The organism is Pseudomonas sp. ABC1 (assembly GCF_013395055.1).
In the GTDB taxonomy this organism is placed as follows: Bacteria; Pseudomonadota; Gammaproteobacteria; order Pseudomonadales; family Pseudomonadaceae; genus Stutzerimonas.
In genome coordinates this window covers 51483-66360 of record NZ_CP058349.1, presented here as the reverse complement: position 1 = coordinate 66360, position 14878 = coordinate 51483, and the positions used below count along the sequence as shown (strand labels likewise).

The following is a 14878-nucleotide window of genomic DNA, read 5'->3' as shown; positions in this document are numbered from 1 at the left end:
AACCGTGTTCGGCCACACGGTTTCGTACTTTTCATCGGCAACGGCGCCCACCCTTCTTACCCCGTCGCGACCAATCCACCACCGGCGTTCAATGGCCCATCCACCCACTCAGGACGTCCCTCCGAAACGACTTCGCCAAGTTGTAACTTGTGGCTTCCCCCGTTCAACTGGAGACGTTGGCAGGATAAGCTAGCACCCATGTCGGAGCGCTCTGCTCCACCCCATACAGCGTCATTCCAGCCCCCTGCCTTCGGTAGTCCTATGCGCGGCCGTTTTTTCAGTTTCAGCCTCTGCCTGCTTCTTTCATCCATGCTCAGTGGCGCCAGCCAGGCCGCGACGCTGGCCCAGCAACGCCTCTACTATGACGAAGCCAAACAAGCCCTGGCCAAGGGTGACAGTGGTCCTTACAAACGCTATGCCAGTGCGCTGCGCAGCTATCCACTGGAGCCTTACCTCGCCTATGACGAGTTGACCGCACGTTTGAAGACTGCCAGCAATGAAGAGGTCTCGGCCTTTCTCACCCGGCACGGCGACCTGCCGCAGATCAGTTGGATGAAGCTGCGCTGGCTGCGTCTGCTGGCAGCGCGCGGTGAGTGGCCGCTGTTCGTCAAGTACTACGACCCGAGCATGAACTTCACAGAGCTGGACTGCCTGTTCGGCCAATACCAACTGAGCCATGGCCAGGTACAGGCCGGCAACCAGACTGCCGAGCGCCTGTGGCTGGTCGGCAAATCGCAACCGAACAGTTGCGATCCGCTGTTCGAGCGTTGGGAAGCCTCCGGCCAACTGACGGAAGAAAAGCGCTGGCAGCGCGCCAAACTGGCGGTCGAAAGCGGCAACTACAGTTTTGCCACTTTTCTCGGCAAGAGCATGCCGAAGCTGCAGGACAAGGTGAAACTGCTGATCGATGTCGCCCAGAAGCCACAGATGCTCAGCCAACCGACCCGCTTCGCCCCCACCAGCCCGCAGATGGCCGATATCGTGTCCCTCGGTTTGCGTCGCCTGGCCCGCCAGGACCCGGAAAAAGCCCTTGGCCTGTTGCAGAGCTATGCCAATCACTTTTCCTTTTCCGAGGATGAAAAGGTCGCCATCGCACACCAGGTTGGCCTGACCCTGGCCCGGCGCTTCGATACCCGTGCGCTCAAGGTCATGGCCGACTACGACCCGAAGCTGCGTGACAACACCGTCAGCGAATGGCGCGCCCGCCTCTTGCTACGCCAGGGCGAATGGCAGCAGGCCCATGCACTGATCAACCGCTTCCCTACCGACCTGGCCGAAAGCAACCGCTGGCGCTACTGGAAGGCCCGCAGCCTGCAACTGGCACAGGCCAGCGAGGAACAGGTACGCAAGCTGTACCAACCTGTCTCGAAGGAGCGGGATTTTTATGGCTTCCTTTCTGCTGACCGGATCAAGGCACCCTACAAGTTCAACCACAAGCCACTGGTCATCGACACCAAGACGCGCCAGAAGGTCCGCGCCACACCGGGCATCCTGCGCGCCCTCGAATTCCACGCACGCGGGCAGATCGTCGACGGGCGCCGCGAGTGGTACAACGTCAGCCGTCACTTCAGCCGCGATGAAATGGTGGCCCAGGCACGCCTGGCCTACGACATGCAGTGGTATTTCCCAGCCATACGCACCATCACCCAGGCGCAATACTGGGATGATCTGGACATACGCTTCCCCATGGCCTACCGCAGCCAACTGGTTCAGGCCGCGAAGACGCGCGATATCCATCCCAGCTGGGTGTTCGCCGTGACCCGCCAGGAAAGCGCCTTCATGGTCGATGCCCGCTCCCACGTCGGCGCCACCGGCCTGATGCAACTGATGCCGGCCACGGCCAAGGAGACCGCCAAGCGCTTCAACATACCGCTGGCCTCCCAGCAGCAGGTGCTCAACCCGACGACCAACATCCAGTTGGGCGCCGCCTACCTGAGCCAGATCTACAACCAGTTCAACGGCAACCGCGTACTGGCGACCGCCGCCTACAACGCCGGCCCAGGGCGCGTGCGGCAATGGCTGAAGGATGCGGAGCACCTGGCCTTCGACGTGTGGGTGGAGAACATCCCCTTCGACGAGACCCGCCAGTATGTGCAGAACGTACTGACTTACTCGGTCATCTACGGGCAGAAGCTCAATGCACCGCAACCACTGATCGAATGGCACGAGCGCTATTACGAACGCTGATGCTGTGGAAGTGAGCGTGTTCATCGACGGCAACCGTTCATGAACACGCTCACTCACGAGGCCGGACGCATGACTTCACCCACCGATTGGACGCCGCCACTTTGACCAAAGCCGCTCTAGGCCTCGACGCGGCACTTATTGAAAGCGACTGGCCTCCACGGGCAGTGCTGGAGCGTCATTTTCACCTGCAAGCCTTGCCCGCCAAGGACACCGACAGCATTACAGGCCTGTGCGGACATATACGCAGCCATGCGCCGACAGCGGATGTGCGAGCCAACACCTTGTACCCACAGGTCGCCGCTGGACAACTGGAGCAATCGGCCTGCCGCGACAGTTTCTTCACCCGCGCCTTCGCCCTCGCCGACTGGCAGAACATGCTCACCGAAGGCCTCGGCGAACACGCCTTGACCGCCTTCCATGCACGCTACAAGTACCTGGTGCTCGCTTACGATCCGCAAGGCTACAAATCCCTCGGCCAATTGCTCGGGCGCCCTGCCGAGCACCCTCTCGAACGAAGGGCCAGCCTCTATGTGCAAGGGCTCATGGCCAGCCTGGGCAAGGCCGCCGAACATGGCCGACAGTTGAACGCCTTGCTGCATGTCGCGGGCTACCTGAAGCAGCGCTTGAATGAAGAAGAACAACGGAACTGGCAAGCCCTGCTGGAGGACTACCGTTCGCGCAAGCTGCCACTGGCCGCCCCCCTGGAACTGCTGCGCCAGTACTTCCGGCGCTACCCCGATCCTTATATCCAGCGACAGACCTACCTTGACCCTTATCCATCAGAACTCGTCGACGTGACGGGCTGGGACTCATTTTCATGCAACTGATCTGGTTACGTACCGACCTGCGAGTAGCAGACAACACGGCCCTGCATGCCGCCATGCGCAACGGGCCGACCGTCGCCCTGTTCGTCCTGACGCCCCGACAATGGCAACTGCACGACGACGCCCCGTGCAAGGTCGACTTCTGGCTGCGCAACCTCGAACAGCTTCGTACCGATCTGCAACAGTTGAACGTGCCTTTGCTGGTCCGCCACTGCGATGACTGGTCCGGGGTGCCTGACCTGCTCGGGCGCCTGTGCCATGAGCTGCACATCGATGCCGTACACCTCAACGACGAGTACGGCATCAACGAACAACGGCGCGACCAGCAGGTCGCCACCCGACTGATGATGGAAGGCGTCACACTGCATCGGCACCTGGACCAGTTGCTCTTCCAGCCTGGTAGCCTGCTGACCCGCGCCGGCGACTACTTCAAGGTCTACAGCCAGTTTCGCAACCTCTGCCTGCAACACTTGCGCGCAGCGCCACCGCAGCCTCGCGGTCGACCACAGGCGCAGGCGCCCTTGCCCATCGCCAGCGATAAAGTCCCAGCTCAGCTGGACGGCTGGCAAGCGCCGGATGCCAGCCTCCGCGCCCACTGGCCCGCAGGGGAAGAGGCAGCTCTTGCCGCACTGGCCAGCTTTACCGACGAACATATGCAGGATTATGCGGAGCAGCGCGACATCCCCTCCGCCCCGGGCACCAGCCTGCTCTCACCCTACCTGGCGGCCGGCGTACTCTCGCCACGCCAGTGCCTGCATGCGGCACTGAGCTGCAACCAGGGCGAGTTCGACACCGGCAACGATGGCGCCATCACCTGGATCAACGAGTTGCTCTGGCGCGAGTTCTACAAGCACATCCTGGTCGGCTACCCGCGTGTCTCGCGCCATCGGGCCTTTCGCCCGCAAACCGAGGCACTGCCCTGGCGCAACGCGCCGCAGGACCTGCAAGCCTGGCAAGAAGGTCGAACCGGCCTGCCAATCATCGATGCCGCCATGCGCCAGTTGCACGCCACCGGCTGGATGCACAACCGTCTGCGCATGGTAGTGGCAATGTTCCTCAGCAAGAACCTGCTGATCGACTGGCGCGAAGGCGAGCGCTTCTTCATGCGCCACCTGATCGACGGCGACCTGGCCGCCAACAACGGCGGCTGGCAATGGTCGGCGTCCACCGGAACGGATGCCGTGCCCTACTTCCGCCTGTTCAACCCGATCTCACAGTCGCAACGCTTCGATCCCAAGGGGCGCTTTATCCGCCATTGGCTGCCGGAACTCACCAGCCTGAGCGACAAGGCGATCCACTCGCCGCCCGTCGGCGATCTGTTCTGCTCTGTCGACTACCCGGCACCGATCCTCGACCTTGCCGCCAGCCGCGAACGGGCACTGGCGGCTTTCCGCGACTTGCCTTAAAACCGGCCACGACCTTCCGAGCCAACGCTGCCGTAGGGTGCGCCATGCGCACCGGCTTCTTGCACAGGTGCCAAGCCCTGCGATGGCTCTTACAGGACCATCGCCGCTATCCAGCCGAATACCAGCAACGGCAGGTTGTAGTGCAGGAAGGTCGGCACCACCGTGTCCCAGATATGGCTGTGCTGGCCGTCCACGTTCAGGCCCGAGGTTGGGCCAAGGGTTGAGTCGGAAGCGGGTGAGCCTGCATCGCCAATCGCGCCAGCAGCACCTACCAGGCTGATGATTGCCAGGGTGCTGAAACCGAGCTCGACACTCAGCGGCACGAAAATCGCTGCGATGATCGGCACAGTGGAAAAGGACGAGCCGATGCCCATGGTCACCAACAGCCCCACCAACAGCATCAGCAGTGCACCAATGGCCTTGCTATTGCCGATCCAGCCAACCGAAGTATCCACCAGGGTCTTGACGTGCCCCGTTTCACGAATGACTTCTGCGAATCCCGATGCTGCAATCATGATGAAGCCGATCATGGCCATCATCTTCATGCCCTCGGTGAACAGATCGTCCGTCTCCCGCCAGCGCACCACACCCGATACGGAAAAGAGCACAAAACCGACCAACGCGCCGATGATCATCGAGTCCAGCCAGAGCTGGACGATAAAGGCAGAAGCGATGGCCAGCAAAGCAACCGATAGAGTGAGCGGGCTATAGGCCACTTTTTGCGAGGTTGCACTCTCCAGCCGATCCAGCGCATAGACGCGTGGTTTGCGATAACTGATGAAGGCAATCAACAGGCCAGCCGTCATGCCCAGCGCCGGGATCAGCATCGCCTCGGTGACATTGACGCCGGTGACATCGACACCGCTGCGGGTGATGTTCGCCATCAGGATTTCATTGAGGAAGATGTTGCCGAAGCCCACCGGCAGGAACATATAAGGCGTGATCAGCCCGAAGGTCAGCACACAGGCGATCAGGCGCCTGTCGATCTGCAACTTGCTCAGCACGAAGAGCAACGGCGGCACCAGCAAGGGAATGAAGGCGATATGGATCGGCAGGATGTTCTGCGAAGAAATCGCCACGGCCAGCAGCAGCCCGATCATCATCCACTTCAGCGCCCCACCACCATGCGCCTCCTGCCGGCCGACCATCGCCAGAGCCTTGTCGGCCAGCACATGGGCCAGGCCCGACTTGGAGATGGCGACAGCAAAAGCCCCCAGCAGCGCATAGGACAGCGCCACCGTCGCACCGCCGCCCAGGCCCTTGTTGAAAGCCGCCAGCGTCGCTTCGACGCCGAGCCCGCCGAGCAGGCCTCCACTGAGTGCCCCTACGATCAGGGCGATCACCACATGCACACGGCACAAGGAAAGCACCAGCATGATACCGACCGCCGCCACCACTGCGTTCATTCGAACCTACCCGCCAGGAGTTGAAAAAGCGGCGTACTGTGCAGCATGCCCCCCGGCAAGTCAAAACGGCACCATATAGATCGGCACCAGAATGCCGATAACCTTCTGCCCACGCCGGGAAAAGCCCGAGGTAGAGCGTGCTCCGAAAGGATGGGATGGCAATGATCCGCTGATCTCCGACAATGCACCGGGTGGCGAATCGTTCGATGATCCGGCACCGACCATAAAAACGAAAAGATATTCACCCAGGAGCGAAACAATGGACCTGCTGCGCAAATTCCCGATCAGCAAGCGGCTCTGGCTGATTCCGGTATTCGCCACCTTCATGCTGTTCACCCTTGGCCTGCTGATGATCCTGCAGGTGCGTAGCGATCTCTACGAAAGCAAGGATGTGATGACACGCCATGTGGTCGAGACCGCGGCCGGTATTCTCCAGCATTACCAGAAGCTGGAAAGCGACGGCAGCATGAGCCGCGAACAGGCCCAGAACGCCGCACTGGAGCAGGTCCGTACCCTGCGCTACGACGGCCATGACTATTTCTGGATCAACGACCTGCAACCGAAAATGATCATGCACCCGATGCAGCCCGCATTGGAGGGACAGGACCTTTCGCGCAACAAGGACCCGAACGGCAAGGAGTTGTTCAACGAGATGGTCGCGGTGGCCAAGCGTGACGGCGCCGGCGCGGTGGCCTACGAATGGGCACGGCCGGGCGAAGATGCACCGGTCCCCAAGACCTCCTACGTGCAACTGTTCCAGCCCTGGGGCTGGATCATCGGCTCCGGCATCTATATCGATGACGTGGAAAAGGAATTCACCAACTACCTGGTGCGCTTCTCGCTGATCGGCCTGCTGATCGCCCTGGTCATGGCCAGTATGGTGGCGATCCTGATCCGCAGCATCACCCAGCCCTTGCAGAACTCGATGGAAGCCATGGCCAATATCGCCAGTGGCGAAGCCGACCTGACACGCAGCCTGGACGTGGCCGGGCGCGACGAACTGGCAACGCTGGGGCGCGACTTCAACCGTTTCACGGAAAAACTGCGCACACTGATCGGCCAGTTGCAGCACACATCAGACTCCCTGAAAACCTCCTCGCACAGCCTCGGCGAACTCTCCGAACGCACCCACGAACAGAGCCAGCAGCAACTGCAACAGATGGAGCTCGTGGCCACTGCGGTCAACGAAGTCACCTACGCGGTACAAGAAGTGGCGAAGAACGCCGAACATGCCGCCACCGAGGTGGACCTTGCCGACAAGCAGGCCAGCCAGGGCCAGCAGAACATCGAAACCACGCTGCAGCAGATCGACCAGCTGTCGGGCACCATCACCCAGTCCGTCGAGGTCATCCATTCCCTGGCGGAACAGACCAGCAAGATCGGCTCGGTGCTTGAAGTGATCGGCTCGATTGCCGACCAGACCAATCTGCTGGCACTCAACGCCGCCATCGAGGCGGCCCGCGCGGGCGAACAAGGCCGTGGCTTCGCCGTCGTGGCCGACGAAGTGCGCCTGCTGGCACAACGCACGCAGCAGTCGACAGCGGAAATCCAGGGCATGATCGAGCGCTTGCAGCAGAACTCCGAGGCTGCCGTGAACGTCATTATGGCCAGCAACCGAGCCTCGCAACTGACGGTGGAGCAAGCCAGCCAGGCCGGTGAAAGCCTGGGACAGATCGCCCAGTCCCTGCGCAACCTGTCAGGCCTCAATGCATCGATCGCCAGCGCGACGCTGCAGCAGTCCCATGTCACCGAAGACATCAACCAGAACGTGACCCGGGCCGCCGGGCTGGCCCAGGCGAGCACCAGTGCCGCCGAGCAGTCCAGCGACGCCGGCAAGCACCTGGACGAGTTGTCGGAGCGCCTGAATCGCCTCCTGAGCCAGTTCAAAGTATGAGATTCACCTCAAGCAGCAAGGCCGGCACAGGCTTGCTGCCTGAGGCTTAAGACTTAGACTTTGGGCTAATTGATAAAAATATTTCTATTTTTTCAATTCCGATGTGACTTTCCCCCTCACTGCCGGCATCAACAGTACAAAGCCAACGCGCAACACGCCGCAGCGGCACATTTCCGGATGCCCCAGAGAGATACTTGCAATGACTCATACACTGCGCTTCAACGACGCCCTTCTCATCACTGACCGTGCCTTCCAACCCTTCCATTGCGTTGCCTGGACCCAACAAGGCGGCAATGGTGAAGTCAGCATCAGCGTTCTCGATGGCAGCCAGTCCCGCATCCTGGGTCGTTGCAACATCGCCAGCAATGTCTACAGCGATCCGGTGAAACTGGGCAGCATCCTGCAACAGGCCCGTGAGCGCCTGAGCAACGAAGGCCTCAGCTTCTCGCCTTGGAGCATGCCTGCGTAACACCGCGCCATCCGGCCGTATCTTTCGAAAACCCCGCTGTAGTTCGCTACGCGGGGTTTTTCATTTTTCGGCAGCCACATCGACACCATAGAGACTGGTGCGGTTGCGCCCCTGAGCCTTGGACTCGTAGAGCGCCCGGTCGGACATCGCGATCAATTGCTCAGCACCGAGCACTGCCTGCGTCGACTCCGCCACGCCCAGGCTGATGGTGAAGCAGACCGACTGCCCCTCATAGGAGACTCGCTGCTCCTGCACCGCCCCTCGCAAACGCTCGGCGAAAATACGCGCACCGTCCCTGTCGGTATCCGGCAGCAGCACAGCGAACTCTTCACCGCCGTAACGCCCGGCGATATCCGAGTCACGCACAGTCATGCGCACCGCGTCGGCCACACGCCGTATCACCGCATCACCCGTCTGGTGCCCGTAGCTGTCGTTGATTCGCTTGAAGTGGTCGATGTCGAACATGACCAGGGAAGCCTGGCCGCCGGAGCGGCTGTAGCGGGCAAACTCCTGGCGCAAGCGCTCTTCCCAATGGCCACGGTTGTAGAGCCCGGTCAGGCGATCGGTGCTCGACAGCCGCTGCAATTCGCGGTTCGCCGCCTGCAACTGGTGCCTGTTGGTCGCGACATCGGTCACGTCGTAGATCAGCAGGCAAACCTGGTCGACCACGCCACTCAAGCCCTTCAATGGCAGGATCGTGGTGTTCTGGTACATGAAGTCTTCCAGCCCGGTGATCGGCTGGTAGTTCTTGAAGTGCAGCAGGTAAGGCCGCTGCTCCCAGATCGTGAACACCGGTGTGCCCAGTGTCGCCACCGTTTCCACCTTGCGCCGGAACCAGGCCTCGTCGACCTCGGGGAACAGCTCGAAGAACGAGCGCCCGAACGCCTCGGACGGCAAACGCCCGGAGCGGTTCTCCATGAAGGTATTCCAGACTTCGACCCGGTAGTTACGGTCGATCACCACGACACCGATATCGATGCTCTGCACGATCGCCAGCAGACCATGCAACTCGCTCAGACGGTTCTTTTCCAGCATTCAGTTCACCAGATAGGCAATCTTGCGCGACAACAGCTCCACCGAGTCCTCGGTGAAGAGCAACAGCAGGTCGAAATGGATGTCATGCCCTTCGATGCTGTAGCTGAGCTCCACGGCCAGGGTCTTGCGCCAGCGTGAACGGTTGACGTTGATCAGGTCGGTAATCGACGCATGCTGCCCCAGCACCTGCGGATGGCCCTGGGAGAAGACCAGGTCGATCTGTTCGGCAATGCCGCTGAGGCAGGCGCTGATCAACAGGCTCGACAGGTCCAGGAGCATCTCCATGTCCTGATAGCCGTCGCTGCTCCCCATCAGGCGCGCCATGTCGCTGATATCGGAGTCATGGAAGATCAACAGGGCCTCACCTGCGATGCCTCCGCCGATATAGCCCTGGCAGACAGCCGTCAGACGGTCACTGCACGCGGCATCCGCCAGCGCCATGTGCAACTCGCCCACTTCGAGAATATTGACGTTGGGCACCGGCAACTGGATGAACACCCCGAGCACATGGGCCAACAGCGCCGCCGCACGCCCCATGGCAACGTTCACCACCTCGCGGAAGGCATCACGGAAACCGATGGACTCGCCCTGCCCCCGCTCGCCCATCTGGCGCAGGGTATTCAACAGGCCCAAGTCGGCCAGGGTACGGATCAACTGGAGCGGATCGGCAGGCTTGCGAATGAATGCCTTAGCACCGAGTGACAGTACGCGCCGCACGGCTTCGTCCTGCACATCAGCGGACACCACGATGACCTTGCAGTCATGCTCCTCTTCACGCAGGGCGGCCAGCACCTGGTACCCGTCGACGTCGGGCATCGTCAGGTCCAGCAACATCAGGTCCACGCCGCCCTGGCGGATACGCTCGAGCGCCGAATTCCCCCCGTCGGCCTGCTCGACGCTGACTTGCCAATCCAAAGGAAGCGCACGCAGCAATTGCTTGCGTGCAAGCGATGAGTCATCACAAATCAGCAGAACGGGGGGAGGCATGCCTTAACTCTCACAACCCTCGAAGGGAGCGGGAAGCTTATCCCAGCCGAATGGCGAATGGGATGACTCATGGCAAAATAATGGCATCCAGTCTCAAAGACACGGAGCCATGGCCGGGCGCTCCCTGCGCCCGACACGTTGGATCAGTAGTAGGCGTTTTCGCGGTTGGTGTGGTCAGTGACGTCACGGACCCCTTTCAGTTCTGGAATACGCGACAACAAGGTCTTCTCGATACCTTCCTTGAGGGTGACGTCAGCCTGGCCACAGCCTTGGCAGCCGCCGCCGAACTGCAGGATGGCAACGCCTTCTTCCACCACGTCGATCAGGGTCACCTGGCCACCATGGCTCGCCAGCCCGGGGTTGATCTCGGTCTGCAGGTAGTAGTTGATGCGCTCGTTCAGCGGGCTGTCGTCGTTGACCATCGGCACTTTGGCGTTGGGCGCCTTGATGGTGAGTTGTCCGCCCATGCGATCGGTCGCGTAATCGACCAGCGCGTCTTCCAGAAAAGGTTCGCTGACGCTGTCGATCCAGGCCGTGAAGCTTTTCAAGGCCAGGGCGATATCATCCGGCTTTTCTTCTCCGGGCTTGCAGTAGGCAATGCAGGTTTCGGCATAGCTCGTGCCGGGTTGCGTGATGAAAACACGGATGCCGATGCCTGTGGTGTTCTGCTTTTCCAGCAGGTCGGCCAGGTAATCGTGTGCAGCGTCGGTAATGGTAATGGCGCTCATGTGGCCTCCTCGCGAACTTGAATGCAGTGTACGCCAACCCGCCTCGGGGTTAAAGTCATACTAAATCAGTAGGAATAAGCATTCCGCCTTGGCTCGACTTCATAGATTCTTGTAGCGGTTCATATCCAGAACCCCCTCTTCCAGCGGCTCGGTTTCCCGGATATAGCTGCTCAGGTCATGGAAGTAGCGCCAGAAGTCAGGGTGGGTGCGCCTGATCCCCCAGTGCTCGACCAAGGCTTCGAACGCTTTGCGATCCTTCGCCAGTTCCAGGCTGCGAACGAAGGCCGGCACATCACTTGCCGGCAGGTTGAAGATGAAGTTCGGGTAACTGGTCAGGACCCCCGGATAGACCGTCAAGGTATCCAGTCGCGGCTGGTAGCGCAGGCTCTCACCCAGCATGAAGGCCACGTTGCTGTGCGCCCGGTTGCGCAGCAGGCTGTAGACCTCGCGGGAACCATCGCTGGCCTCCACACGCACCAGGGTCGCCTCCGGCAACTGGCGAATCACCATCAAACCGGCCGCCAGGCGCCCACTGAGACGGCTGAGCGACTGCTCGGCCGCCTGGATTTCGACTCCCAGGCCCGGACGATGGCAATGGCTACCCTTGCAGCGGTTGATCGGATCAGGGGTCGCATTGATCGTCGCGAAACGGGCCAGCAGCGATTGCGCGAACGGCTTCAGCGGCGCCTGCTCCGGCAAGTGCAGGCCGCTCGGGGACTTCTGGTCGAGCGCCTGGTAGTCGGCCCACATCTTGAGCTTGCCGCCACTCTGGTACCAGTCATCGAGAATCTCCTTGCGCGCCTCGGCGGGCATCAGACGCAGGAAGTTCTGCTCCGCGCCATTGCGGATCAGGTCGAAGTACAGGCGTGTCTGCGCCTGGTGGGAAACATTGCCGAACACATCGAAGTTCACCACCAACTGATAGTAGGTGCGCTCCAGCAGCGGGTAGTCCATCCACCAGAGCGTCTGCGGCACGGCACCGATCAGCCCTTTGCGCACGGAGGCGCTGTCGTGGTGACGGAAGACCGTCAGCAACGCGTTGTCGTTGCCCGCCCAGATGTGGTCCCAGCCGGGCGCCGGCGCCTCGCGGTAGCTCTGGGTTCGCAGCGCCTCGTAGTGGTTGCGCTTGTCCCGGTAACTGCGCCACAGCCCCAGCAGGTCGCCGATTTCATCGAACTGCCCCGGCATCGCCAGCAAGGGCGTCGCTTCGCTCCGGTAATCGGCGTCGGTGATATAGAGGTCATGATCGGGTGCCTGGAACGTCACCCAGAAATGGTCGCGGATCACGTCGGTGGCGATTTGTCCGCGGCATACCGGGCCACGGATGAAGGTACGTACGAAATACTCCGAGTTATCCAGCATGAACTGGTAGCGGGCGCGCGCAGGGATGGCATCGAAAGTCAGGAACGGATTGGCACGATGCCCGGCGCCATAGCCCGGAAGCCTGTCCACCTGCCAGTCATCGGCGAACAGCAGTTGCCGTGTGCGAGCCAGCTTCTCGGCACTGAGGCCGTAGGTAATGTGCGTCTTGTGGACGATCACGCCCTGGATCGGACGGAGCCGGTAGTAGAAGTCGGTGCCCGGATCGTCGTTCGGCCGGCGGGTGGCGATCGGGTCGACCGGTTGGCCGCCTGGCGTGCGCGAGCGAACCAGTTCGAAGAAATGCCCACTTTCTCCACCAGCGAAATACAGATGCGCCAGGAACAGGTGTTCATACAGCCAGCGGCTGGCCAGGCGCTCCTTCGGCGTGGTGCCATTGAGCAGCCGCTCCCACGCGTCGATCTGCACCTGTTCGGCAACGGAGGGCTGCACCGTTTCGACCTCGATCGGCGCCCCTTCGTCGAACCAGCGCTGCAGGACGGTGTAATCCTCGTCGCTCAAGCCGGTTACCGCGAACGGCATCCCGACATTGGCATGCTTGCGCGCATAGCTGTCGAAATCCCCCGGCAGCGGGCACTGGTTTTCACGGTTGATGCCGATGTCCAGATCCTCGGGCAGACGGGCATTGGCCGGGAAGGCATTGTCGCGTCCCAGTTCGAGCATGCGCGACATCAGCGATGCCTGCTCTTGCAGCACGGAATGAAAACCGCGCTTGCGCCAGGCCTCCTCATCATGGGCATCGAGGAAGAGCCGCGAGGTTTCCTGGGCCTTGCCGCGAGAGCCGTTGTAGACCGGCATCTTGCTGGCCCCACGCTGCAGGCCCTCGCCACTGCCAAGGTTCAACTGGCAGGGCGCGTCGTAGCAGGCATGGCAGGCCACGCAGTTCTTCGTCAGGATCGGCTGGATATCCTTGATATAGGACACCTCCTGCGCATACGCCGCCCCGGCACAGGACATCAGCAGGGCGGCAAGCGACCTGGCGGAGCGCTGAAACACCGCCCGCGTTGCCAACGCAGCGTTGAAGAAAGGCTCAAAATGCTCATTCACAGTGTGCAAACCCCGCTTCCTCGCCTGCTCTTGTCTTGCACTGGCTATCCCGCCAGCGCGTTGCAACGGCCTGCTGAAGAACATGATCATGATTCGGACAAAAAGGATGCGATTGTAGAGCCTGTCACAGTTATGAAGCGAGCCAGACTCGCAATGAAAGGGAATACGCTAGACTGCGCGCCATTGCCGTATGGAGTCGTGTCAATGCAAGAAACACTCAACCAGGGTCTGATCGATTACCTGGGCACATCACCTTCGCCCTTCCATGCCACCGCCTCGCTGGCACAAAGACTGCGCAATGCCGGCTATGAACGCCTGGACGAACGTGACAGTTGGCACTTGCAGGCCGGTGGACGTTACTACGTCACGCGCAACGACTCTTCGATCATCGCCTTCCAGTTCGGTACGCAAGCGCTCAGCGAACATGGCATCCGCCTGGTCGGTGCCCATACCGACAGCCCCTGCCTGCGCGTCAAGCCGCACCCGGACCTGCACACCCAGGGCTTCTGGCAACTGGGGGTGGAAGTCTACGGCGGCGCCTTGCTGGCGCCCTGGTTCGACCGCGACCTGTCCCTTGCCGGACGCCTCACCTACAGCCGCGACGGGCATATAGAAAGCCAACTGATCGACTTCAAACAGGCCATCGCCACCATTCCCAACCTGGCCATCCACCTCAACCGCGAGGCCAACCAGGGCTGGGCCATCAACGCCCAGAAGGAACTGCCGCCGATCCTGGCCCAGGTCGCCAGCCAGGACACCTCGGACTTCCGCGCCCTGCTGGCGGAACAACTGAGCCGCGAACACAACCTGGTGGCCGATGTCGTTCTCGACTTCGAACTGAGCTTCTACGACACCCAGCCAGCGGCCTGTATCGGCCTCAATGGCGACTTCATCGCCGGGGCTCGCCTGGACAACCTGCTGTCCTGCTACGCCGGCCTGCAAGCCCTGCTGACGGCGGCACCGGAACAGACCTGCATGCTGGTCTGCACGGACCATGAAGAAGTCGGCTCATCCTCCTGCTGCGGCGCGGACGGCCCTTTCCTCGAACAAATCCTGCGCCGCATCCTGCCGGAAGAAGACCAGTTGCAGCGGACCCTCAACCGTTCACTGCTGATTTCCGCCGACAACGCCCACGCGGTCCACCCCAACTACCCGGAAAAGCACGACGGCAACCATGGTCCCAAGCTCAACGCCGGGCCGGTGATCAAGGTCAACAGTAACCAGCGCTATGCCACCAGCAGCGAAACCGCCGGTTTCTTCCGCCACCTGTGCCTGACCGAAGAGGTTCCAGTGCAGAGCTTCGTCACCCGTAGCGACATGGGTTGCGGCTCGACCATCGGCCCGATCACGGCCAGCCGCATCGGTGTGCGCACGGTGGACATTGGCCTGCCGACCTTCGCCATGCACTCGATCCGCGAATTGGCCGGCAGCCAGGACCTGGCCCACCTGGTGAAGGTGCTGAGCGCGTTCTACCGCAGCGCCGAGCTGCCCTGAGAAGCAGCCCTTTCAGCGTGT

At 61.4% G+C, this 14878-nt stretch carries 11 protein-coding genes; 6 read left to right on the top strand and 5 right to left on the bottom strand.

Features of this window, described 5'->3' with window-relative positions; genetic code table 11:
- Nucleotides 1-261: 261 nt before the first annotated feature.
- The 3 genes from HW090_RS00260 (at nt 262) to phrB (ending at nt 4417) form a co-directional block, all read left to right on the top strand.
- A complete protein-coding gene (locus HW090_RS00260) occupies nt 262-2187 on the top strand; it encodes a transglycosylase SLT domain-containing protein (RefSeq protein WP_179111594.1) in 1926 nt (641 codons plus the stop codon).
- A gap of 101 nt (nt 2188-2288) precedes the next feature.
- Nucleotides 2289-3014: a DUF1722 domain-containing protein gene (locus HW090_RS00255; RefSeq protein ID WP_179111593.1), complete on the top strand. Its 726-nt coding sequence runs from the start codon at nt 2289-2291 to the stop codon at nt 3012-3014.
- Entirely contained in the window at nt 3005-4417 is a 1413-nt protein-coding gene (phrB, locus tag HW090_RS00250) for a deoxyribodipyrimidine photo-lyase (protein ID WP_179111592.1), read from the top strand. The genes HW090_RS00255 and phrB overlap by 10 nt, the downstream gene beginning before the upstream one ends.
- A gap of 89 nt (nt 4418-4506) precedes the next feature.
- Here phrB and HW090_RS00245 read toward each other — a convergent pair whose 3' ends face one another.
- Nucleotides 4507-5823, bottom strand: a complete 1317-nt coding sequence (locus HW090_RS00245; protein ID WP_179111591.1) for a Na+/H+ antiporter family protein — start codon at nt 5821-5823, stop codon at nt 4507-4509.
- 259 nt (nt 5824-6082) lie between these two features.
- On the opposite strand from HW090_RS00245, the gene HW090_RS00240 reads away from it, so the two are divergent.
- Nucleotides 6083-7717: a methyl-accepting chemotaxis protein gene (locus tag HW090_RS00240; protein WP_179111590.1), complete on the top strand. Its 1635-nt coding sequence runs from the start codon at nt 6083-6085 to the stop codon at nt 7715-7717.
- Nucleotides 7718-7916: 199 nt separating this feature from the next.
- Complete coding sequence (locus tag HW090_RS00235) at nt 7917-8186, top strand: hypothetical protein (RefSeq protein ID WP_179111589.1); 270 nt, start codon at nt 7917-7919, stop codon at nt 8184-8186.
- Between the two features lie 60 nt (nt 8187-8246).
- Here HW090_RS00235 and HW090_RS00230 read toward each other — a convergent pair whose 3' ends face one another.
- From HW090_RS00230 to HW090_RS00215, 4 genes are all read right to left on the bottom strand, one after another.
- Nucleotides 8247-9221: a sensor domain-containing diguanylate cyclase gene (locus HW090_RS00230; RefSeq protein ID WP_179111588.1), complete on the bottom strand. Its 975-nt coding sequence runs from the start codon at nt 9219-9221 to the stop codon at nt 8247-8249.
- Nucleotides 9222-10208 carry a response regulator gene (locus HW090_RS00225; RefSeq protein ID WP_179111587.1) on the bottom strand — a complete coding sequence of 329 codons (987 nt, stop codon included), beginning with the start codon at nt 10206-10208 and terminating at the stop codon, nt 9222-9224.
- 143 nt (nt 10209-10351) lie between these two features.
- On the bottom strand, nt 10352-10936 hold the full coding sequence (gene nfuA, locus HW090_RS00220) for a Fe-S biogenesis protein NfuA (protein ID WP_179111586.1): 585 nt from the start codon (nt 10934-10936) through the stop codon (nt 10352-10354).
- 99 nt (nt 10937-11035) lie between these two features.
- The gene (locus HW090_RS00215; RefSeq protein WP_179114772.1) at nt 11036-13273 is read right to left on the bottom strand and encodes a fatty acid cis/trans isomerase; all 2238 of its coding nucleotides are present in this window, start codon (nt 13271-13273) and stop codon (nt 11036-11038) included.
- Nucleotides 13274-13567: 294 nt separating this feature from the next.
- Here HW090_RS00215 and HW090_RS00210 point away from each other — a divergent pair, with 294 nt between their 5' ends.
- The gene (locus HW090_RS00210; protein WP_179111585.1) at nt 13568-14857 is read left to right on the top strand and encodes a M18 family aminopeptidase; all 1290 of its coding nucleotides are present in this window, start codon (nt 13568-13570) and stop codon (nt 14855-14857) included.
- Nucleotides 14858-14878: the final 21 nt, after the last annotated feature.

Coding starts and splice junctions, on each gene's coding strand:
- HW090_RS00215 (WP_179114772.1), bottom strand. CDS start 13,273: ATGTCCTGTGCCGGGGCGGCGTATGCGCAGGAGGTGTCCTATATCAAG.
- phrB (WP_179111592.1), top strand. CDS start 3,005: ATGCAACTGATCTGGTTACGTACCGACCTGCGAGTAGCAGACAACACG.
- HW090_RS00240 (WP_179111590.1), top strand. CDS start 6,083: ATGGACCTGCTGCGCAAATTCCCGATCAGCAAGCGGCTCTGGCTGATT.
- HW090_RS00225 (WP_179111587.1), bottom strand. CDS start 10,208: ATGCCTCCCCCCGTTCTGCTGATTTGTGATGACTCATCGCTTGCACGC.
- HW090_RS00245 (WP_179111591.1), bottom strand. CDS start 5,823: ATGAACGCAGTGGTGGCGGCGGTCGGTATCATGCTGGTGCTTTCCTTG.
- HW090_RS00210 (WP_179111585.1), top strand. CDS start 13,568: ATGCAAGAAACACTCAACCAGGGTCTGATCGATTACCTGGGCACATCA.
- HW090_RS00260 (WP_179111594.1), top strand. CDS start 262: ATGCGCGGCCGTTTTTTCAGTTTCAGCCTCTGCCTGCTTCTTTCATCC.
- HW090_RS00230 (WP_179111588.1), bottom strand. CDS start 9,221: ATGCTGGAAAAGAACCGTCTGAGCGAGTTGCATGGTCTGCTGGCGATC.
- nfuA (WP_179111586.1), bottom strand. CDS start 10,936: ATGAGCGCCATTACCATTACCGACGCTGCACACGATTACCTGGCCGAC.
- HW090_RS00235 (WP_179111589.1), top strand. CDS start 7,917: ATGACTCATACACTGCGCTTCAACGACGCCCTTCTCATCACTGACCGT.